This is a genomic window from Candidatus Liberibacter brunswickensis, assembly GCF_036858155.1.
Taxonomy (GTDB): Bacteria; Pseudomonadota; Alphaproteobacteria; order Rhizobiales; family Rhizobiaceae; genus Liberibacter; species Liberibacter brunswickensis.
This window is the reverse complement of the sequence record NZ_JAAEJX010000002.1, coordinates 56,830-79,293: the sequence shown is the minus strand read 5'-3', so window position 1 is coordinate 79,293 and position 22,464 is coordinate 56,830. Positions and strand designations below refer to the sequence as shown.

The following is a 22,464-nucleotide window of genomic DNA, read 5'->3' as shown; positions in this document are numbered from 1 at the left end:
TAATCAAAAGAAGCTAACTAGTAATCTACTCATCCTAAATAAAGATAGAATATTTTCTTAATAAACGAAAAATTTTCTTTATGTATCTACTTATTAATGTTTCTACTGCTGAATATCAATGCAGTTCCTTGAAAATATTTATTTCAAGCATCATTTGCAATGATTAATTCTTTAAGAGTTTGATTATTGTAATCCTCTTATCAATGGATAATAAGAAATTTTATATTTCATTTCAGGAGATAATTATACAAAAATATTTTGATAATTATAAAATTAACAACTTATTGAAAGTGGATAAAGATGATGAAAAGCGTCTTCATTATTTAAAAAATATATACATCAAGTTATTATGCATTGTTGACATTTATTCTTACGTTCTGCGATATTTGGAAAGTAATAAGCAATTAATATGTTTTTGTAGCATAGGTATTTTTTTTGATGCTTCGTGTTTTTCTAATATGTTCTTTTTTTGGGTTTATGGTTTTTTTCTCAAGAGATTCTCTTGCTGGTTTCCGAGTTTGTAATGGCACTAAAAATTTGATTGGTGTTGCTATAGGCTATCCTTCAGCAAAAGGTGGGTGGATGGCAAATGGGTGGTGGCATATTCCTGGTAATACTTGCGAGACTATTGTAAAGGGTGCTTTGGATTCTCGGTACTATTATTTGTATGCAGAGGGAGTTGCTAACGGTGAGAGATGGCTTGGGAATGTTCAAATGTGTGTAGGGCAAGATGAATTTAATATTGTTGGTATAAAGGATTGCTATGCACGTGGTTATTTGAGGGTTGGTTTTACCGAATACGATACAGGACAACATGAAAGTTGGACAGTACAATTAACTGATCCTTCTGCGGGATAAGGAGTGATAAAATGCCAATTATTCGTAGGATTAAAATAATTTCCACGTTAGGCCCATCTTCTTTTTCAGAGAATGTAATTAGTCGTTTGCATGAAGAAGGAACAGATGTATTTCGCATCAATATGAGTCATACGAGTCATGATAAGATGCGTGATCTTATAAAAAAGATTAGATTAGTAGAACTAAAGTCGCGTCGTCCTATTGGTATTTTAATAGATTTACAAGGGCCTAAATTTCGTATTGGAAAATTTGAGAATTCTATATCTTCTTTAAAAGAAGGACAAATTTTTACTTTGGATAACAATAGTGCTCTTGGAAATCATAATCGTGTTAATTTCCCACATCCAGAGACTTTTGAACATATCAAGGTGGGGGATAGAATATTTATTGATGATGGAAAAATAAAACTATCTGTACAGGGAAAAGATGAAAGGTCTATAATTTGTAAAGTGATTGTTGGCGCTTCTATTTCTGATCGTAAAGGAATCTCATTCCCAGATACTTTCTTAAAAACTCAGGCATTGACTCAAAAGGATAAAGAGGATCTTCATGCTGCATTGCAGACTTCTGAAGTAGATTGGATAGCCCTTTCTTTTATTCAATCTGCTGATGATTTATTAGAGATCCGTAAAATTATTTCTAATAAGAAAATAGGTTTGATGTCAAAGATAGAAAAACCGCATGCTATTGAATGTGCTTCAGAAATAATTCAATTATCAGATGCTGTGATGGTGGCTCGTGGAGATCTTGGGGTAGAAGTGGCGATTGAATCAATTCCTGGCATTCAGAGAAAACTAATTAGTATAGCGCGTCAATTAGGAAAGCCAATTGTTATAGCAACCCAGATGCTTGAATCTATGGTAAAATCTCCCGTTCCGACGCGTGCCGAAGTTTCGGATGTAGCTACTGCTGTTTTCGAAGAGGCTGACGCTATTATGCTATCAGCAGAAACTGCTTCAGGATCTTATCCTGTTGATGCCGTAAAGACTATGTCATTAGTTGCATCTTCCGCTGAAAAAGATCCAAGTTGGTTGGAGATGAGATCTCTTCGTAGAATTGAACCTAATAAAACAGGGGCAGATGTTATATCATCAGCTGCACGTCAAATAGCAGAAACTTTACGGTTGTCTGCTATTGTTTGTTATACGGCTTCTGGAGAAACGGGATTAAGAGCTGCAAGAGAACGTCCAAAACAAGAAATAATAGCTTTGTCTCCAGTGATTCAGACGGCGCGTAGATTGTCTCTTGTTTGGGGAATTAATTGTGTGGTAACTGAAGATGCTTCTGATTTTGATGATATGATCAATCGTGCTTGTCGTATTGTTGTGGAACAAGGATTCGGGAAACCAGGAGATCGTATAATTATTTCTGCAGGTTTACCTTTAGGAACACCTGGTTCAACTAATATGTTACGAATTGTTTATATAGGGGAAGATGGACTAAGCGGTGTATAAGCTTATCTTTGATATTTAAATCAAGATTTAAAGACAAATACTTTTTATTGTTTTTTTAAAAAATGATCATATACTTTGCCTATTTCAGAAGCTTCTTTGGAAATGTGAAAATTTTTAACTGCACGTTCTCTTCCTCTATTGCCAGTATCTGACATTATATTTTCTGAATTCATGAAGTATAAGACGGATTTTTCAAGTTCATTGATATTCCCAGTTTGAAAAATGACTCCAGCTTTTTCATTTTCTGGATCTAGTAATTCTCTAAATACACCGACATCAGATGCTACTACTGGAATTCCACTCGCCATTGCCTCTAAGGGAGTTAACCCGAATCCTTCATGCAAATTTGGGGCTACAAAAATATTCAATGCACGATACCATTTTTCTATAGAAGGTTGTTCGTTTATTAATAGTATTCTTTTTTCCAATCCAGCTTCATATATGCGTTTTTGGAGATTTTTTTTGAAAAAATAATTTTTAAAAGTTGTTCTCCCTATAATTACAGCTATCCATCCTGGATTAGTTGGGAGTATATTGATCATGCAATCAACAAATAAACCTGTTCCTTTTTTTTTACGAATACGTCCGAAACAACCTATTATCTTTGTGTCTTCCAATATTTTTATCTGGCGCCGTGCTTCTCTTTTATTACTAATAGGATGAAATCGTTCTGTATCAATACCGTGCATGATAATAGTACTAGGGCGTTTAATATATAGGGATGATTTTTCACTAGTAGTGATAATTGCATCCATGCGAGAAATGAGGTATTTAGTCCATCTTGTATGATGACGTTGTGAAGATGAGGTAAATATAAGCTTTAAAGGCATTCGTAACACATCACGCATCAGGACACCTACGAGCATTTCATTATTACGGCGCGCATGCCAAATACGATTGTTTTTTCCTGTTGGCTTTTGCCAGCATGATATAAGAGAAAATATGCCGATACTAATGATGCTTTTAGGTAAAAAATACCCAAAAATAACCAAACGCCATCCAAGTCTACGATGCTCTGGATAAAGACCAACAATAGTTGAAGTAACTCCTGAATGCTTTATTTTGAGATTAGGAGTAATTATATCAATTTTTCTCATATCAACTAATTGATGAGGATATTTTGTTTTTTTATTATACCCATAGAACTTGAAGAACTTCATAAGTCTTTTCTCCTCCTGGAGCATTAACTGAGATAGTATCTCCTAATTCTTTCCCAATAAGAGCTCTTGCGATTGGAGATGATATTGAAACAAGACCAGATTTTACATCTGCTTCTTGGTCTCCAACAATTTGGTATTTCTTTTTATCTCCTGAATTTTCATCTACAAGATAAACAGTAGCACCAAATGCAATTTTTGAACCAGACATTTTAGAAATATCAATTACCTCTGCGCATGCTATGAGGTTTTCAAGCTCTGATATTCTTCCTTCATTTAAGCTTTGCAATTCCTTAGCTGCTTGATATTCTGCATTTTCTGACAGATCTCCATACGAGCGAGCCTCTGATATAGCTTTGATAATTCTAGGACGTTCTTCCTGTTGTCTTGAACGTAATTCTTGCTGGATTTTACTAAAACCCTGCGATGTTATAGGAATTTTATCTACCATGGTTACGCATCCTTGCAATTAAAATATCTATTTTGATCAAAGAGAGAGACATATGGGAACCTTTTTTATTAAAATACATTGTTTTTTATAAGAAATAACGTGCAAAACAAAACTATATTCTATTTTCGTTGAAAGTCACAATCTGTAATTAGTTTTAGATTAGTTATAACGATAGCTTTGTAAACTGTAAACCTCAAGATTACCTGACTTTAGTGCTTGAATAGCTTGTGATACCGCGTCTGCTCCAGCAATGGTCGTGTAATAAGGTATTTTCCTAACTAAAGTAGATCTTCGTAGTGATTTGGAATCTTCAATAGCCTTTTTCCCTTCAGTAGTATTAATCACTAAGTGTACTTGACGATTACTTATGACATCTTCAATATGAGGTCTTCCTTCTAGTACTTTATTGATTTTTTGCGTTTCTAATCCATGGGCATCTAAAAATCGAGCTGTTCCTTCAGTTGCTATGATTTTAAATCCTAGATCCTTAAATCTTTTTATTATGGGGATAATGCGCTTTTTATCTTTATCACGAACGGATACAAAAACAGTTCCTTCATGAGGAAGATCTACTCCAGCTCCTAATTGTGATTTTGCAAATGCTAGAGGAAAATCTTTATCAATTCCTATTACTTCTCCAGTTGATCGCATCTCAGGTCCGAGAAGGATATCAACTCCTATAAATTTATTGAAAGGAAAAACCGACTCTTTTACTGCAAAGTGTTTTATTTTGGATAAATCGGGTTTATTCCCATAAGCTTTTATGGAAGAATCAAGGCTCTCTCCTGCTATAATGCGAGCAGCTACTTTTGCAATTGGAAAACCAATAGTTTTGGCGGTAAAAGGTACTGTACGAGATGCACGCGGATTAACTTCTAGAATATAAATTATTCCATTTTTAATTGCGTATTGGACATTAATTAACCCTACAACACTTAGTGCTTGAGCTAAATTCTTAGTCTGAGATACTAATTCGTCTTTAAGCTCTTGTGATAGTGAACGAGATGGTAAAGAGCAAGCGGAATCGCCAGAATGAATTCCTGCTTCTTCTATATGCTCCATAATTCCTACAACAACAACTTGGCCTTTATTGCATAAGGCATCTACATCTACTTCTATAGCGTCTGATAAATAGCTATCAAATAACAGAGGATGTTTCCCTAATAGTGTGTTTATTTGTCCTGTTTTATCATTAGGATACTTTCTTTTAATTTCTTCTGAAACTAATTCAGGAAGTGTTTCAAGTAGGTAATCCTGCAACATGTTATCAGAGTATATAATTTGCATAGCACGACCACCTAAAACATAAGAAGGTCGAATTAAAAGGGGAAATCCAATTTCGCATGCTACTAATCTTGCTTGTTCTACTGAATGAGAAATGCCATTTTTAGGTTGATTAAGCTCTAATTTCATTAATAATTTTTGAAAACGATCTCGATCTTCAGCTAGATCTATAGAATCTGGTTGTGTTCCTAGGATAGGAATTTGATTTTTTTCAAGTGTTTTAGCTAGTTTTAGCGGTGTCTGTCCTCCAAATTGCACTATCACACCTACTAACTGACCTTTTTGTTGCTCTACTCGTAAAATTTCAAGGACATCTTCTTCTGTCAAAGATTCAAAATATAATCTGTCAGCAACATCATAATCTGTCGATACGGTTTCAGGATTGCAGTTGACCATGATTGTTTCAAATCCCGCTTCTTTTAGAGAGAAAACAGCATGACAGCAACAATAGTCAAATTCAATACCTTGTCCAATACGATTAGGGCCTCCTCCAAGAATGACAATTTTTTTTCTATCAGATACTTTATCTTCAGAAACCATTTGATTAATAAAGTTTGTTTCATAAGTAGAATACATATAAGAAGTAGGGGATAAAAATTCTCCAGCACAAGTATCTATGCACTTGAATACAGGATGTAAATTTAATTTATTTCGTATTTTTCGTATTTCGCTAGTAGGAATGCCAGACAATATCGATAATCTTTCATCAGAAAATCCCATAGCTTTGAGGGAATGAAGGTTATGAAAATCCTGTGGAATGCCTTGTTCACAAATACGACGTTCTGTATCAACAATCATCTTGATTTGCTTAATGAACCAAGGATCAATACTACAACTTTGATGTACTTCTTCTACACTCATACCCAATCTTAACGCTTGTGCTACCATACGAAATCTATCTGGACAAGGTACACTTATAGCGGCTCGAATCGCATCTTGATCTTTTGTTGTTTCCATTGAAGGTATATTAATTTCATCTAATCCGGTAAGTCCAGTCTCGAGACCTCGTAATGCTTTTTGTAGAGATTCGGCAAAACTACGGCCTATTGCCATCACTTCTCCGACTGATTTCATTGATGTTGTCAAAGTTACATCTGATCCTGGGAATTTTTCAAAGGCAAAACGTGGAATTTTTGTTACGATATAATCTATCGAAGGTTCAAATGCAGCAGATATTTTTCCTCCAGTAATATCATTTCCAAGTTCATCTAAAGTATAACCAACAGCTAGTTTTGCTGCAATTTTTGCAATTGGAAATCCCGTAGCTTTAGATGCTAAGGCAGATGAACGAGATACTCGTGGGTTCATTTCAATTACGATCATTTGTCCATTTTTGGGATTCACTGCAAATTGTACGTTTGCGCCTCCAGTTTCCACTCCAATTTCTTTGAGTACGGCAATTGCAGCATTGCGCATTAACTGGTACTCTTTATCTGTTAAAGTTAAAGCTGGTGCAACAGTAATTGAATCTCCGGTATGGACTCCCATGGGATCAATATTTTCGATTGAACATACAACTATACAGTTGTCTTTTGTGTCACGAATCATTTCAAACTCGTATTCTTTCCACCCAAGGACAGATTCTTCTATTAACACTTCAGTAGTTGGGGAAGCGTGAAGACCATTTTCAACTATTTCAAAGAATTCTGATCTATTATATGCTATGCCTCCTCCTGTTCCGCCAAGAGTAAAAGATGGGCGAATAATAAGAGGAAGACCAATTTCATCAAGAGCCTTTACTGCAACAGCCATCGCATGACAAATATATCGATGTTTTCTATCGTTCTCTTCCACGTTCCATTTAATTTCAAGGTCGTATAATGCCGCATCAATTTTTTCTTTTGGAAAGTTTTTTTTGATGTTTTCTCGCTCTTCTTCATGAATTTTACGATCATGCTCCTTAATTTCTGTAGCATTTGCAAGAATTGATTTTGGAGTTGCAAGAGAAATATTTTGCATCGCTTTTCTGAAAAGAGCTCTGTCTTCAGCCTTATCAATAGTATCTGGCTTTGCTCCAATCATTTCAACTCCATAACGGTCAAGTACTCCCATTCGTTTTAATGAGAGTGCTGTGTTGAGAGCTGTTTGTCCTCCTGTTGTTGGTAAAATCGCATCAGGGCGCTCTTTTTCTATAATTTTTGCCACAACTTCTGGGGTAATGGGTTCTGCATATGTAGCATCTGCAAGATCTGGATCCGTCATAATAGTAGCAGGGTTTGAATTAATTAGTATAATCCTATATCCTTCTTCTTTAAGAGCTCTACACGCTTGAGTTCCAGAATAGTCAAATTCACATGCTTGTCCGATTATAATAGGACCTGCTCCAATTATGAGAATTGATTTAAGATCTTGACGTTTCGGCATTTTATTTGTCCTATACAGTCCTTGTAGTTTTTATACATGATTTGCTACTGCGTGTTAGTATTTTATTACAGTAAATATAATTTAAACGGCGACTTCTTTATATTATAGAAAGATTGTTATGTAACTCGACAAGGGGAGTTTAAACATAATATTTTAGTAATATCTCTTTCGATTGCTTCTGTATATCAGAAAAATTCACGTGCATAAATGTAAATATATTTTTTTTATAAAATTTATATCTACGTTTTAATTTTAAAACAAGTTTGTTTGTTTTGTCCTTTTAACTCATCAAAATCTCTTTCTGATAATATAATTACATTTAAATTGTGTTCATTAGTATGATTCTATGAGTTTTTTATATCTTGTCCACAAACATGACGAAAACGCAATACGGCTTCTTTTGTCCCGTATTCTAATGCGGTTGCCGTGAATGCATGACCTACCGAAATTTCAGAAATATATGGTATAGACTTTATTAGATTTGGTATATTTTGTATTGTAAGGTCATGTCCAGCATTGATTTTCAAATTCATATCCTTTGCAATGATAGACGTGGTAGTCAGTTTATCTAGAAAATATCTTTCTTTTTTTATATCATTATAGCACGATCCATATGGTCCAGTATATAGTTCAATACGATCAGTGCCTGTCGATTTTGCTATTTGTAGGTAATCTTCCTCTCCATTTCCATCGGCAAAAAGAGATACTCTAGAACCTATATCATGTAATTTAGCTACAGTTTCCTTGAGAATCTTCTGATTTTTTACAAAGTCCCATCCATGATCAGAAGTAAGTTGATGGGGTTCGTCTGGCACAAGAGTAACTTGTTCAGGTTTATAATTCTTGCATAAATTAAGAAATATTTCTGTGGGATATCCTTCAATATTTAATTCTGCTTGAGGAAACTCTTCATCAATCAATCGGCGAATTTCCGGTAAGTCTGTATAACGAATATGACGTTCATCTGGGCGCGGATGTACTGTTAAGCCAGAAGCTCCTGATTGAAGGGCTATTCTGCCAATATGTATTAAGCTTGGCCATGGGAGATTTCGACGATTGCGAAGCATAGCTACTGCATTCAGATTAATAGATATACTAGTAGACATTTTTATACATCCAGAATTGTAAGATTGGTGGTGAACATAACAACATCCATTCTCGTCAAAGAATATTTTCAAACTACTATTATTTATTCGTTAATTTTTTAATAAAGTAATATGCCTACTATGATAGGATAAAGTGATTTAAAGATCATTCAGGTACTAGACAGATTTTTGATGCTCTGATAAAGTTAAACGGGTTTTTTAGTATTAGTTTATTTTTTGTTGCCTTTCGGTGAAATTTTTCAGAAGGAAGAGAGATATCTGCCGTGTATGTACTTGTGCGTGATAACAATGTTGAGCAAGCTCTACGTGTTTTAAAAAAGAAGATGCAAGGAGAAGGGGTGTTGCGTGAATTAAAAATGCGTGATCACTATGAAAAGCCTTCTCAGAAGCGTGTGAGGTTGAAAGCTGAAGCGATTCGTCGTGGAAGGAAGTTGATGCGTAAATTAGTTCAGCGCGAAGGCTCTGCTGCATCTAGATTTAGAAAGAGATAATTAAATGATCTTTTTATAATAGGAGCGTTCATTGTATCTTCCTAGTTGGGTCAGTAATATTTGTTCTTATATATTTATTGAGGATTCGAAAAGACGGAGACGTTGTTTCCTCTTGTCTGCTTTTGTAGTTAGCGTTGTCTTATTAACAGAAGGTTGTTTCTATCCTTCTGAATTAAGGAGGCGCGTTAATATTTCTTCCCTTACTTCTGTTATACATTCTCATCCTAGTGATCCCGAAGGTTATAATGTACGAGGTGTCGTATATGGGATGAATGGTGATTTTAAAAACGCCTTAATAGATTTTCAAAGTGCTTTAGATTTAAATCCTCGGTATTATAAGGTATATGCAAATCGTGCTCTTATTCGATATAAGATGGGAGACGTATCTGATGCTATCAAAGATTATGAAGCCGCTTTGAAAATCAATCCAAATTACTATATTGCTTACGTAGGATTAGGTGATATTTACCGTGATGAAAGATATAGTGATTTACAAAAAGCATTTGAATGTTTTAATCGAGCTATAAAGTTAGAAACCTATGACGAAAGAGCATGGTATGGGCGTGCCCTTGTTTATCAAATGCGTGGGGAGCATGAAAAAGCAATAGAGGATTTTTCTAAAGCTATATCTTTGTCTTCTACTGTTGCTGATTATTACAATGGGAGGGGTGTTTCTTATTTAGTCGTGAAGAACTATGATAGAGCTTCTGATGATTTTAAGTTTGCTATTTATCTTGATCCTAAAAAAGCTAGTTTTTGGTTTAATGCAGGAGTAGTAGATGAAATTCAGCATTCTTATGAAAGCGCTATAAATTATTATGAAAAAGCATTGTCTGTTGATTCAAAATATTATAAAGCGATAGATGGGATATCAAGAGTGAATAAATCTTTAAATTCTTGATACTAAGTGCTTTAAATTATAATGTTTTTTTGAAAAAAGATATGGTTTTTAATTTATATATTTAAAAAATTTAGTTTTTTATTTTAATTGATAATTTTTAGATATGAATTTTTGAGAATTCTTGTGTTTTTTAGATAATAAAATATAAACGGTAAATATATAGTTATTTGTTATTTGTTATTAAATTTATTTTTTCAAAATTCGTAAAGTAAGCTTCTTTGTCCTTTAATTCTTGCATTTGTATCTTATAATTTTCAATTTCTTTTTGTTTAGAACATACTTTTTTAGAAATATCTGGGACTTCATTTGATAATTTTTGTCTATATAAAGGCTTTGATATATAGTTTATTTTATTTTTATTTGTTTTATTAGCAAATCCCATGGATAGTAATAATTCAGATACTTTGTTTCGCGTGTTTCGATCTAAAGCACCTAAAATAACTACTATTAGAGATCTATCCCCTTGAATAGCAGAGGTAACAATATTGAATCCAGAGGCACATGTAAAGCCTGTTTTCATGCCATCTGTTCCTAAAAATGTGCCGATTGCCCAATTAGTATTAGGGTATTTTTTTCCTTTTATATCTAGTCCTTTTATTTGAAAATATTTTGTATATTGAGGAAAATCATTTTTTATTTTCCAAGATAATATAGCCATGTCACGTGCTGTTGTATAATGGCCATATTGTGATGCTCCATGAGAATTCATAAAATTAGTAGAAGATAATCCTAATTTATTAGCAGTATTATTCATGCGCTGGACAAATTTTTTTTCTGTTTCACAAAGAGTTTCGGCGATTGCAACAGCAATATCATTTGCTGATTTTACAATGAGAAGTTTTAATGCATTATCAAGTGTCATAGTGCTACCCTTACTAAAGGTGCTGTTTGCTGGTGGATATTCGGATGCATTCTTGCTAATAGTTATGGGATTTAATAACGTAGTTTTTTTCTCCTCAATAAGAGAAAAAACAACATAAGCGGTCATTAGTTTTGTAAGAGATGCAGGATTCCAAGGATTGTCAGGATAGTTCTCAGCTATTATATGACCGGTGTTGCTGTCTAGTAATATGTAATAAGGAAGATTATCTGTTTCTGCTATAGACAAGAAAGGAAAGATAATACTTAACAGAGTAACTTTAGCTATTTTTACAAGAAAGTATCTTACAACTGAATCCTCCTTGATCATATTTTTATAAATCCTTTTATGGAAATGTATTCATTTTAGTATTATACAGATATATAATTAATATGAGAATAAATATAAACGATGTAAATAAATAAAAAAAAATAGTAATTGCATAATATCTAAAGTATATAAAGAAAGATATTAATGAAATATTGTTTTGCAAAATAATTTTTATACTGTTTTTTTAGCCCAATATTCAGTACTAGATCCTCTGATATTTTCAAAGTTTTTTTCATTCTCATTATTTAAAAAATTAGACAATCCTTTTATAATACGTGTTGGTAGGGATATACCTTCGTAAATCATTGATGAATAAATTTGTATTAGATTTGCTCCAGCCATTATTTTGTCAAGAGCATCTTTTGTGGAAGATATCCCTCCAGTTCCAATAATAGCTATTTTAGAACCGACACGTTGTCTCATTTTTGCAAGTATTATAGTAGATCTTTGAAAAAGGGGGGATCCAGATAAGCCTCCATCTTTCCCTTGTATGTATGATGATTCTTGTAATCCTTCGCGATAGATAGTGGTATTGGAAATAATGAGTCCTTCTACTTTATGAGAAATCACTGTAAAAGCTATATCGTCTAATTCTTCTTCTGATAGATCTGGGGATATTTTCAAAAATATAGGTACAAATTTCCCTGTTTTTATTTTTTCTTCTTCTCTTGTTTGCATGATATGAGTCAGCAATATTTCAAGATTTTCCTTTTTTTGCAAATTGCGCAAACCCGGTGTATTAGGCGATGAAATGTTAATAGTAAAATAAGAAGCAAGCGTAAAAAAAAGACGGATTCCTAATACATAATCTAAGATAAAGTCTTTGCTATCTTTATTTGCTCCTATGTTTATTCCGATAGGAGAGATGGGTTTTATTTTAGAAAGGCGTAAAAAGACAGCATTGTATCCTTCATTATTAAAGCCAAGTTTATTTATTATAGCTTTATCTTTAGATAATCGAAAAACTCTTGGGCATTTGTTTCCAGCTTGGGGATTTGGAGTGATAGTTCCGATTTCTACAAAACCAAATCCAAGTTTTAATAATTCTATGGGTACTTCAGCATTTTTATCATATCCTGCTGCCATTCCTAAAGGATTGGTAAATGGTATTCCAGCAACATTTATCTTGAGGCGGGAATCTTCTTGTGTAGGGAGAAAAGATAATAATCCTGATTTTAGAGCAACAATTGATAATCGATGCGTTATTTCAGGATCTAAGTGTAATAAACCCTTTAATGCTAATTTATTAAATACGCTAAGCAATTTGAATTTTATCCTATAAAACAAAAACATGAAAAGACTAATATAATATGCCTTCTATTCAGATTATTCCAAAACACCATAATAGAATTGCTTTTTGTGTATGAAGTCGATTTTCAGCTTCATCAAAAACTACTGATTGACATCCGTCCATAACTTCACTTGTAACTTCTTTCCCTCTACATGCGGGCAAACAGTGCATAAATAATGCATTGGAATTAGCTGCAGACATAAGAGAATTATTTACCTGAAATGGTTTAAATACGTGTTCTTCACGTGCTCTAAATTCTTGGTTCATAGATACCCATGTATCTGTTAAAACACAATGAGATCCTTTAACGGCTTTTAAAGCATCGTGGAATAATTCTACAGAAGCTCCTTGATTCCTTGCCCAATCTAAGTATTCACTTTTAGGTTCTGATCCTATAGGAGTCGCGATATTAAGGCAATAATTAAATCGTGCTGCTCCTTCTATTAGAGAGTGTAGTACATTGTTACCATCTCCGCTCCAGGAAAAGATTTTCCCTTTTACTGATCCACGGTGTTGTTCAAACGTCATAATATCTGCTATAGTTTGACAAGGATGAGTATTATCAGTTAAGGCATTTATAACTGGTACTGTTGAATTTTCTACTAACTCCAAAATACGTGAATGCTGAGTTGTACGCATTACTATGGCATCCACATAACGAGAAAGAACCTTTGCGGTATCTCCAATGGTTTCAGCATGCCCTAGTTGCATTTCTGATCCAGATAAAAATATTGTTTCTCCGCCTAGATGTTTCATTGCCACTTCAAAAGAAACACGAGTACGTGTAGATGGTTTTTCGAAAATCATCGCCAGTACTTTTCCAGACAAAGGTTTACTATCATGAAGATTGTTTAGGTTTTTTTTTATTTTTTTTGCGTTTTCTAAGATCAAAGAAAGATCTGATGACGAGATACTTGATAAGTCAGTGAAGTGTTTCAGATAAGTCATGATATTGAAAATCCTATTTTAAACTATTTGGCTATTAGATAATATCTAAGCCATTTATATATTTTATTACAATTTAATAGCAGCACGTTCGATGCGTTTTAATCCTTCATCAACCTCTTCTGCGGTGGTTGTTAGAGGGGGAAGGATGCGTACAACATTATTGCTTGCCGGGGCTGTTAAAAGGCACTCATCTCTAAATTTTTCTGCCATTATTGCAGGAGACAGTACGGTTTTTAATCCTATTAACAGCCCTTGCCCGCGCACCTCTAAAAAAACGTTTGGAAAACGATTTTTAATTTCAACCAATCCTTCAAATAATATTTTAGAAATATTTATTACTCTTTCGAGGAAACCATCTGATCTTATTATATTGAGAACCTTTGTCCCTATAGCCATAGCTAAAGCATTGCCTCCATATGTAGATCCATGAGATCCCTTATTCATACAAGATGCTGCTTTATTTGTTGCCAAACAAGCTCCAAGAGGAAAGCCTCCTCCTATTCCTTTAGCAATCGCCATAATATCAGGTTTAACATTAGTCCATTCATAAGCAAATAGTTTACCAGTACGCCCACATCCTGTTTGTACTTCGTCAAATATTAGTAAAGCATCAATAGCATTACAAATTTTACGCAGTTCTTTTAAAAAATGTGGAGACGCCTTTTGAATGCCGTTTTCACCCTGGATTGGTTCTATTAAAATAGCTGCAGTATCATCGCTAATTTTATTTTTAAGAGATTGGATGTCACAAAATTTAGCTTGATCAAATCCTTCAATTTTTGGGCCGAATCCTTCTAAATATTGTGGCTTTCCTCCAGCAGATATTGCCGCTAACGTACGTCCATGAAAAGCTCCTTCAAACGTAACAATGCGAAACTTATTGGTTTTACCTTTCATATAATGATATCGACGTGCTGTTTTAATAGCACATTCCACTGATTCAGTTCCAGAATTAGTAAAAAAAACCTTTTCTGCAAAAGTGCTATTTATTAGATTACTAGCAAAAATATCTTGTTGTGTTGATTGATAAAGATTAGAATTATGCCATAGCTTTTCAGATTGTGATTTGAGTGTTGCGACCAACTCTGGATGTGAATGTCCAAGAGAATTTACTGCAACTCCAGATGCAAAATCTAGAAAAGGAGTTCCATTTTCGGAAAATAGCCATACTCCTTTTCCTCTTTCAAAGCGAATATTTGCTCGATCATAAGTATTAAATAAAAAATTATTTTTATTCATTCAATTATTCCTATTGAGTACACTTTTAAAAATAGAAATAGCGAATTCCTAATCTAGTTATTATCTATTATTATTTGCAATAATCATTCTAATAAATCATACTTTTAATAAAAAGGAAATTGCAGAATAGAACGCTTCTCCTATATATTATTAATGTGAATTATTTAATTCACAGCCTTTTTCTACCTGTTGACGCTTACATAAGATCGGAATAAGGTCTAGGGTTAATAAGTAGTTATCAGATGATTCGTTGAGCATTTGTTCTTTCTAGCTCGTTACTAGAAATTTGAGAAGGTGGGTAGATCAATGGTCTGGACTGATGAAAGAATTGATAAGCTTAAAAAATTTTGGTCGGAAGGGTTAAGTGCAAGCCAAATTGCTGTTCAGTTAGGTGGCGTGACTCGCAATGCTGTTATTGGCAAATTGCATAGGTTATTATTGTCCAATCGTGTTAAGGCTACTGGAAACAAACAATATGAGGATGATAGTAAGAGTGTAGCTACGGAGACTGATTCTCGTAAGATTAGACAATCTCCTGAAATGTGTATCCGTGAGCCTGTTTTAAAAGAGCGGCTTCCGAATGCAAGTACTAAGCGAAAATCAAAGACTTTAGAAAAGAATAATGTTGCTTCTTCAGGGGTTGTATTGCCTATTTCGCGTTGTCTTAGATTAATGGAATTAACTGAAAATACTTGTAAATGGCCTTTGGGAGATCCTTTTGGAAAAGATTTTTCTTTTTGTGGAAGTGATGTGCATAATGATTCCCCATATTGTGATTACCATAAAAAACTTGCGTACCAACGTGTGCATGATCGCCGTAAAATCCAAGCAAATTCACAGTAATTTTGTGATATCATTCATCATGATGATAAGTCATGGAAATGAATAGAAGCTATTGTTTTAAGGCAATGATTGTTATAACCTTGAAATATGATATTATAGTCATGAATATTTTGATATTTTATAGGTGGTTATGTTTATACAAACTGAGGATACTCCTAATCCCGCGACTCTGAAATTTATTCCAGGAAAAGTAGTTCTTGAGCGTGGAACGATTCATTTTTACAATGCTAAGGAAGCTGAGGCATCTCCCTTGGCATCTAGAATTTTCTCTATATCGGGAATTAAATCCGTTTATCTAGGATATGATTTTATCACAGTCGCAAAATATAGATATGATTGGGATCATCTTAAACCCCCCATCTTAGGGATGATTATGGAACATTTTATTTCCAGTGATCCAATTATTTATGATGTTGGATTGGGAAGATCAGAATTAAGTGGTATAGAAGATGGAGATTTTTTAGAAAGTGATAGTGCTATTGTACAGAGAATAAAGGACGTTTTAGATAATCGTGTTCGTCCTTCTGTAGCTCAAGATGGAGGAGATATAGTTTTTAAAGGATATAGGGATGGGATTGTCTTTTTGAGCATGGTAGGAGCTTGTTCAGGATGCCCTTCTGCAAGTGAAACACTAAAATATGGTGTAATAAATCTTTTAAATCATTTCGTTCCTGAAGTAAAAGATATTCGTACAGTTTAAAGTAGGTTTGTTTTTGTGATTGTATTAGCACTTGATACTACAGGAACTAATTGTTCTGTTGCTATTTATGATAGCAATTCTGGTTGTATCGTAGGTTCTTATCTTAAGAATTTAAAGCGTGGTCATGCTGAACACTTGATTCCAGCGATAGATTCAGTATTAAGTTATTCTAACTTAGATATTTCTCAGATTGATCGTGTTGTTACCGCATTGGGTCCAGGATCTTTTACTGGCGTGCGAGTGTCCATTTCTGTTGCTCGTGGTATTTCTGTGGCTTTAGGAAAGCCGGTTTTGGGAGTAGGTAATCTAGAAGTTTTAGCTCGTTCTCATCTTAACAGTAATCCTAGATATCCTGTCATGGTTTTGGTTAGTTTATTGCATCAGAGAATTTGTTGTCAGAAATTTTCTTTAGATGGGATTCCTTTATTTGATCCTATTATTCTTAATTATGAACAAGCTCGTTTTGAAGTTGATAGTTTTGAGGGAGAAATAGTGGGATCTGGTCTATCTTCTATAAGAGGAATTGAAGGTGAGATTGATATTCTTCCTATGGATGTTTTATCTCAATTAGGAATTTCAAGTGATTGTTCTTCCCCTTCTCCTATTTACCTGCAATCTTCCTATGCTCTTTCATAAAAGATGTATTTTATATGTGTTTTTAAAGGTAATCACAAGATATATGTAGTTTCCTATGGATTGATAAGCTAATTTGATTTAGTGTTTTTTTCTTAAATTGAAAAAATTTTTTCTTTTAAATAGGATTATGGATATTATCTATTCAGCGGTGATTTAGTTTTATTTATTAAAAACAGTAGGTGTTATTAAATGGTTTTGCAGATTGTCAATCAGGTTATTCGTCCGCAAAAATTTTTTGTTAAGAGCTATGGTTGTCAAATGAATGTTTATGATTCTTTGCGCATAGAAGATATATTCTTTTCTAAAGGATATGAAAAAGCTGATTCTATAGATGACGCTGATCTTGTTGTTTTAAATACTTGTCATATAAGAGAAAAAGCAGCAGAAAAAGTTTATTCATCTTTAGGTAGAATACGGAATTTAAATAATTCTCATAAAGCAGAAGGCAAAGATAAAATAGTTGTAGTGGCGGGTTGTGTGGCTCAAGCCGAAGGAGAGGAAATTTTAAGGCGTTCTCCTATAGTCAATGTGGTTGTTGGTCCACAAAAGTATTATCGTTTGCCAGAGTTATTGGAGATCGCTCGATTAGGAAAAAGAGTCGTAGATACTGATTATTCTTTAGAGGATAAATTTGAGCGTCTTTCCATCGTTGATGGTGGTTATAATAGGAAGCGTGGAGTCGCGGCTTTCCTGACCATACAAGAAGGTTGTGATAAGTTTTGTACATTTTGTGTTGTTCCATATACTCGTGGAGCTGAGATCTCACGATCATTATTTCAAGTTGTTAATGAAGCTCGCAAGCTTGTGGAAAATGGTGTTTGTGAAATCACCTTATTAGGGCAAAATGTTAATGCTTGGCGTGGAAAAGGTTTAAATGGCCATCAGTGTACTTTTAGTGATTTGCTGTATTCTCTCTCTGAGATAAAAGGTTTAATAAGATTAAGATATACAACTAGTCATCCACGAGATATGAGTGATTGTTTAATAAAGGCTCATGGTGATTTAGATATTCTTATGCCATATCTTCATTTGCCAGTACAATCTGGTTCGGATAGAATACTAAAATCTATGAATAGGCGACATACAGTAGATGAATATCGGCAAATAATTAACAGTATTAGATCTGTACGCCCTAATATAGCTATTTCTAGTGATTTTATCGTTGGGTTCCCTGGAGAATCTGATAGTGATTTTGAATCAACGATGAAACTTGTCGATGAAATAGGTTACTCACAGTCTTTTTCATTTAAATATTCACCTCGTCCAGGTACTCCTGGTTCAAATATGCAAAGACAAATAGATGAGAGTGTTAAAAAAGAAAGGTTGCTATGCCTTCAGGAAAAGCTTCGTGAGCAACAAGTTTCTTTTAATAATGCATGTATTGGTCAAGTTATGGAGGTGCTAATAGAAAAAAGGGGAAGGGCAAAAGGCCAATTGGTAGGAAGGTCTCCATGGTTACAATCTGTGGTTTTTAATTCAGAAAATAATAATATTGGTGATATTATTAAAGTACGCATCACAGATGTTAAAATTAGTACTTTATACGGAGAATTAGTGTTTGAAACTTAGAAAAATCTTAAGTTATGTATTGGGATTAATTTTTATATTATAGTTTTTCTAATGGAGTTTTATGATATCAAAGTGTAAGATAATTATATAATATATGCACAATGGATAGAGGTAGTTCTTTTTTTTGAAAGGAGAATGTTTTTCTCATATGAAGTTAAAAAAAATTAACAATTTGATATTTTAAGTATAAATTCACTTTTATAGTTCTTGTTAAAAAAATTGATGTTTTTTATCTAGAGAAAGGATTTTTTTGTCTATAAAAAAAATGATTCTTCCTAGGTTAGATTTTCAAATAGCTGTGGAAAGTTCACTGTGGAGTGGCGATTTTTGTTTGAGAAATTTATGTGAAGAAATATTTGCAAAATCAATATCTATTCTGATTTTTGAAGGATATTTAATAGAAGGAAATACTGTTGAAGTATCTATTGTATTCACTGATTCTAAAAGAATTAAAGATCTTAATTTCCAATATCTTGGGGTGAATAAACCAACTAATGTATTGTCTTTCCCAGTTGTATCTACATTATCTGATGGGTATTCTAGATTAATGTTGGGAGATATTGTTCTTGCTTATGAAATAATAGAACTAGAGGCTAGTGTACTAGGGAAAAAACTCAAAGATCACTTGGTGCATTTGATTATACATGGTTTTCTGCATCTTTTGGGATATGATCATGTTGATGATGAAGATGCTTTTTTAATGGAAGGGTTAGAGCGATCTATTTTGGAAAGTCTTGGTATAGATGATCCTTATGAGATGGATTAAGTTATAAAAAAAACTTTGAACTATGAGCGATATTAAAATAAATTCGTCTAGATGTACGCAAGAAAATAGTAGAGATATAGATTTACCAGATTCTATACCTAGAATATCGTTCTCTATTTTTTGGGCAAGTTGTATGCGGGCATTTAGTAAAATATGGAAGAAATTGATTGGTTCAAGATGTCATAAGAATGTTAGATCTTCATTGATAGATGAAAATTTAGAAGGTATTTTTTCCGATACAGAAAAAAAAATTTTTAATAATATTTTGCGTTTTCGTGAAATACGGATTTGTGATATTATGGTTCCGCGTATCAACATAGATGCAGTAGAAGATAAAGCCACAATTCGCAAAGTAATGTTGATGTTTGAGAAGTATGGCAGATCATGGATGCCGGTTTACAAGGATAGTTTGGATAATCCAAGGGGAATGATTCGTATGCACGATTTAGTATCGTGTATCGCTCATACCAATAATATTAATTTAGATATGAATCTATCTGAATCAAATTTAATAAAAGATATTCTTTTCATCCCATCCTCTATGTTAGTGTCCGAATTATTAAGGAAAATTCAAGAAAGCAGGGTGCACATAGCCCTAGTAATAGATGAATACGGTGGTACAGAAGGTCTTGTATCTTATGGAGATATAGTATCGGTTTTAATAGGTGATGTTACTTCTGAGCGAAATGGTAAACCAATGATTTCAGCTATATCTGATAATACTTTTATAGTCGATGCTCGTACTGATTTAGAAGAATTAGCAAAAATTATAGGTGCGGATTGTAATTTTCTCAAAGGAGAACAAGATGTTGATAGTTTAGGTGGTCTAATTTTTTCGGTTTTAGATCGTATACCATCGAAGGGTGAAGTGATTCTGGAAATTCCTGGATTTGAGATTGTAATTCTAGAGGCAGATGTTCGTTGTGTTCGTATTGTTCGTATTAGGCGTCTTTTTCATTTTAAAAATTAATTTATTTAGAAGTATATTTTTTATATTTAATATGATTTTTTTAAAAATATTTTAATATTCAATTAATAAAAAGGAGATTATTAAGTTGGATAGTATAGCCGGAAAAGTTATGCTTTTATCTGGAGCGAGGCGATATTTTCTTGCAGTATTAGCTGGTATTATAGGCGGTTTTTCTATGCCGCCCTGCGATTTGTTTTTCGCTTCGTTTGTATCTTTTACGTTATTAATATGGCTGTTAGATGGTGTTTCATCAACTAAAAGCAGAACAGGTTCTATCAGTAGAATTGAATCTTCTTTTTTTTTAGGCTGGTTATTTGGTATTGGATATTTTTTAGTAGGACTTTGGTGTTTAAGAGAAGGAATAATATACAATATTAATCCTTTATTCCCTTTCTGGGGAGTTGTGATTTTTGTTGCGATTATTCCTTTTTTCTTAGCTATATTTTATGGCATAGCTACTGCTATGTCATCATTATTATGGTCTACAGGTATGGGTCGTATATGCATTTTTGCATGCGCTGTTGGATTTTCTGAATGGTTACGTAGTTTTATTGGAATAGGAACATGGTGTGCTATAGGATATGCTGCCATGCCAATACCTTTAATGATGCAATCTGTACACTTGATAGGATCTTTTGGAATGAATGCATTGAGTGTTTTTTGCTTTTCTTCACCTGCATTGTTCGGAACTCGTAAGGATGTCAATATAGGTATATCTATATCTAGTATATTGTTGATATCTCATGTTTTATATGGCTTGTGGATTTTAATAGATGATTCAAAATACGCACTAAACTTTGATAAAATATCTCCTATCATACGCATAGTACAGCCTGATACTAATGATATAATAAAAGAAGACTATAAAAATATTTTAGATAGATATTTATCTTTAGCGGTATTGCCAGTATCTTCAGGAGAATTAGAGCCTTCTGTTATTGTTTGGGCAGGTCTCCCCTTTCCTTATTCTTTAATAGATCAACCAGATACACTTAAGCGTATAGCAAATTCTATCAAGAAAGAACAGCTATTGATCTTAGGATCTATAAGGAAAGAGTTATTGAATGGAAAAAGTTATTTTTATAAATCAGTTTATATCATCAATAGTAAGGGAGAAATTTTATCATCTTCAAATGCAAAACATTTAATTCCTTTTTTTGAGTATTTGCCATATAGAAATATTCTGAAAAAATTAAATTTTGATCTTGCTATGTTTCCGTTAAATTATTCTGTTTCCGATATATCTCCAGTATTAGAATTATCTGAAAAATTAAGGTTATATCCTCTTCTCTTTTCAGATGTATTTTTTTATCAAGATATTGATAAAAGTCTAGAATCATCTACTGCGATTTTAAATATAATGGATGCTTCTGGATTCATGGATTATAATAACGATAATAGTCTTAGATACTCACAGATTAGAGCTGTAGAAATTGGGTTGCCATTAATTAGAGCCAAGAATAACGGAGCCTCTGCTTTTATAGATGAGAGAGGTCGTATTATTTCATCTATGCATGTTGGTAGGAATGCGTCTATTGACATACACTTCCAATCTAAAGTAAAAAATAGGTTCTATTCTAATATTCAAATGAGATTTTTTTTGATTATTGAGTTTATTTTATTAATTTTAGCTATTATAGCTTGAAAAATAAGAGAAGTAAAATGACTCTATAATTACTTAAAATTTATTTAATATTTCAATATTTATTTTTTATTATACGCATTTATTTTTTAAACATTTATATTTTTTAATTAAGGTAATAGTTATGGTTGGAAGCAAAAAAATACCTAATCCGGTTGATATTAATGTTGGCAAGCGTATTCGTTTGCGTAGGATGATGCTAGGAATGAGTCAAGAGAAACTTGGCGAGTGTTTAGGAATAACGTTTCAACAAGTACAAAAGTATGAAAAAGGAGTGAATAGAGTAGGTGCTAGTCGTCTTCAGCATATTTCTGAAGTCCTTGAGAGCCCTATCTCCTTTTTTTTTGATGACTCTTCTACGACTCATTCGGACGAATCATCTGAAGAAAGTAATGTTATAGACTTTATTTCTACTTCTGATGGATTACAGTTAAATCGTTATTTTTTTCAAATAAGTGATATTAAAGTTCGTCAAAAAATAATAGATTTAGTAAAATCTATAGTATTATCAGAACAAAAAATACAGAATTTTTAAAAGATAATAAACTATATAATTAAACGGATCGTTGTAGACAGTGCAAAGTCATTATTCTATATCTATAAAT

20 protein-coding genes are annotated in these 22,464 nt (G+C 33.2%); 12 read left to right on the top strand and 8 right to left on the bottom strand.

The genetic code is table 11. The features are described from left to right. The first annotated feature begins 438 nt into the window (after positions 1 to 438). Entirely contained in the window at positions 439 to 858 is a 420-nt protein-coding gene (locus GY664_RS00825; RefSeq protein ID WP_333947566.1) for a DUF1036 domain-containing protein, read from the top strand. 11 nt (positions 859 to 869) lie between these two features. Then, positions 870 to 2,312 carry a pyruvate kinase gene (pyk, locus tag GY664_RS00820; RefSeq protein ID WP_333947565.1) on the top strand — a complete coding sequence of 481 codons (1,443 nt, stop codon included), beginning with the start codon at positions 870 to 872 and terminating at the stop codon, positions 2,310 to 2,312. A gap of 44 nt (positions 2,313 to 2,356) precedes the next feature. On the opposite strand, the gene GY664_RS00815 is transcribed toward pyk, so the two are convergent. The 4 genes from GY664_RS00815 to GY664_RS00800 form a co-directional block, all read right to left on the bottom strand. Then, complete coding sequence (locus GY664_RS00815; RefSeq protein ID WP_333947564.1) at positions 2,357 to 3,472, bottom strand: glycosyltransferase family 4 protein; 1,116 nt, start codon at positions 3,470 to 3,472, stop codon at positions 2,357 to 2,359. After that, positions 3,444 to 3,920, bottom strand: a complete 477-nt coding sequence (greA, locus tag GY664_RS00810; protein ID WP_333947563.1) for a transcription elongation factor GreA — start codon at positions 3,918 to 3,920, stop codon at positions 3,444 to 3,446. Before greA ends, GY664_RS00815 begins: the two co-directional genes overlap by 29 nt. 159 nt (positions 3,921 to 4,079) lie before the next feature. Then, on the bottom strand, positions 4,080 to 7,568 hold the full coding sequence (gene carB, locus GY664_RS00805) for a carbamoyl-phosphate synthase large subunit (RefSeq protein WP_333947562.1): 3,489 nt from the start codon (positions 7,566 to 7,568) through the stop codon (positions 4,080 to 4,082). 344 nt (positions 7,569 to 7,912) lie between these two features. After that, on the bottom strand, positions 7,913 to 8,674 hold the full coding sequence (locus GY664_RS00800) for a pyridoxine 5'-phosphate synthase (protein WP_333947561.1): 762 nt from the start codon (positions 8,672 to 8,674) through the stop codon (positions 7,913 to 7,915). Positions 8,675 to 8,937: 263 nt separating this feature from the next. On the opposite strand from GY664_RS00800, the gene rpsU reads away from it, so the two are divergent. Together rpsU and GY664_RS00790 are read left to right on the top strand one after the other, a co-directional pair. Next, a complete protein-coding gene (rpsU, locus tag GY664_RS00795) occupies positions 8,938 to 9,165 on the top strand; it encodes a 30S ribosomal protein S21 (protein WP_333947560.1) in 228 nt (75 codons plus the stop codon). Between the two features lie 112 nt (positions 9,166 to 9,277). After that, on the top strand, positions 9,278 to 10,066 hold the full coding sequence (locus GY664_RS00790) for a tetratricopeptide repeat protein (protein WP_333947559.1): 789 nt from the start codon (positions 9,278 to 9,280) through the stop codon (positions 10,064 to 10,066). 163 nt (positions 10,067 to 10,229) lie between these two features. Here the strand turns inward: GY664_RS00790 and GY664_RS00785 are convergent, their stop codons facing one another. From GY664_RS00785 to GY664_RS00770, 4 genes are all read right to left on the bottom strand, one after another. Next, positions 10,230 to 11,255, bottom strand: coding sequence for a D-alanyl-D-alanine carboxypeptidase family protein (locus tag GY664_RS00785; RefSeq protein ID WP_333947558.1), 1,026 nt, complete (start codon positions 11,253 to 11,255; stop codon positions 10,230 to 10,232). A 171-nt stretch (positions 11,256 to 11,426) separates the two neighbouring features. Then, positions 11,427 to 12,518, bottom strand: a complete 1,092-nt coding sequence (locus GY664_RS00780) for a quinone-dependent dihydroorotate dehydrogenase (RefSeq protein WP_408612115.1) — start codon at positions 12,516 to 12,518, stop codon at positions 11,427 to 11,429. A gap of 58 nt (positions 12,519 to 12,576) precedes the next feature. Further along, a complete protein-coding gene (gene argF, locus GY664_RS00775) occupies positions 12,577 to 13,494 on the bottom strand; it encodes an ornithine carbamoyltransferase (RefSeq protein ID WP_333947556.1) in 918 nt (305 codons plus the stop codon). 66 nt (positions 13,495 to 13,560) lie between these two features. Then, positions 13,561 to 14,733, bottom strand: a complete 1,173-nt coding sequence (locus GY664_RS00770; RefSeq protein WP_333947555.1) for an aspartate aminotransferase family protein — start codon at positions 14,731 to 14,733, stop codon at positions 13,561 to 13,563. Positions 14,734 to 15,039: 306 nt separating this feature from the next. Between GY664_RS00770 and GY664_RS00765 the strand changes: the two genes are divergently transcribed. From GY664_RS00765 to GY664_RS00730, 8 genes are all read left to right on the top strand, one after another. Then, positions 15,040 to 15,576 carry a GcrA family cell cycle regulator gene (locus tag GY664_RS00765; RefSeq protein WP_333947554.1) on the top strand — a complete coding sequence of 179 codons (537 nt, stop codon included), beginning with the start codon at positions 15,040 to 15,042 and terminating at the stop codon, positions 15,574 to 15,576. 130 nt (positions 15,577 to 15,706) lie between these two features. Continuing rightward, positions 15,707 to 16,276: a NifU family protein gene (locus tag GY664_RS00760; RefSeq protein ID WP_333947553.1), complete on the top strand. Its 570-nt coding sequence runs from the start codon at positions 15,707 to 15,709 to the stop codon at positions 16,274 to 16,276. A gap of 15 nt (positions 16,277 to 16,291) precedes the next feature. Next, positions 16,292 to 16,912: a tRNA (adenosine(37)-N6)-threonylcarbamoyltransferase complex dimerization subunit type 1 TsaB gene (gene tsaB / locus GY664_RS00755; RefSeq protein WP_333947552.1), complete on the top strand. Its 621-nt coding sequence runs from the start codon at positions 16,292 to 16,294 to the stop codon at positions 16,910 to 16,912. Positions 16,913 to 17,101: 189 nt separating this feature from the next. After that, positions 17,102 to 18,481, top strand: coding sequence for a tRNA (N6-isopentenyl adenosine(37)-C2)-methylthiotransferase MiaB (gene miaB / locus GY664_RS00750; protein WP_333947551.1), 1,380 nt, complete (start codon positions 17,102 to 17,104; stop codon positions 18,479 to 18,481). Between the two features lie 250 nt (positions 18,482 to 18,731). Then, positions 18,732 to 19,247 carry an rRNA maturation RNase YbeY gene (gene ybeY / locus GY664_RS00745; RefSeq protein ID WP_333947550.1) on the top strand — a complete coding sequence of 172 codons (516 nt, stop codon included), beginning with the start codon at positions 18,732 to 18,734 and terminating at the stop codon, positions 19,245 to 19,247. 22 nt (positions 19,248 to 19,269) lie between these two features. Next, positions 19,270 to 20,217: a transporter associated domain-containing protein gene (locus GY664_RS00740; RefSeq protein WP_333947549.1), complete on the top strand. Its 948-nt coding sequence runs from the start codon at positions 19,270 to 19,272 to the stop codon at positions 20,215 to 20,217. An 85-nt stretch (positions 20,218 to 20,302) separates the two neighbouring features. Continuing rightward, a complete protein-coding gene (lnt, locus tag GY664_RS00735; RefSeq protein ID WP_333947548.1) occupies positions 20,303 to 21,862 on the top strand; it encodes an apolipoprotein N-acyltransferase in 1,560 nt (519 codons plus the stop codon). Between the two features lie 121 nt (positions 21,863 to 21,983). Continuing rightward, positions 21,984 to 22,394, top strand: coding sequence for a helix-turn-helix domain-containing protein (locus GY664_RS00730; RefSeq protein WP_333947547.1), 411 nt, complete (start codon positions 21,984 to 21,986; stop codon positions 22,392 to 22,394). Positions 22,395 to 22,464 lie beyond the last annotated feature (70 nt).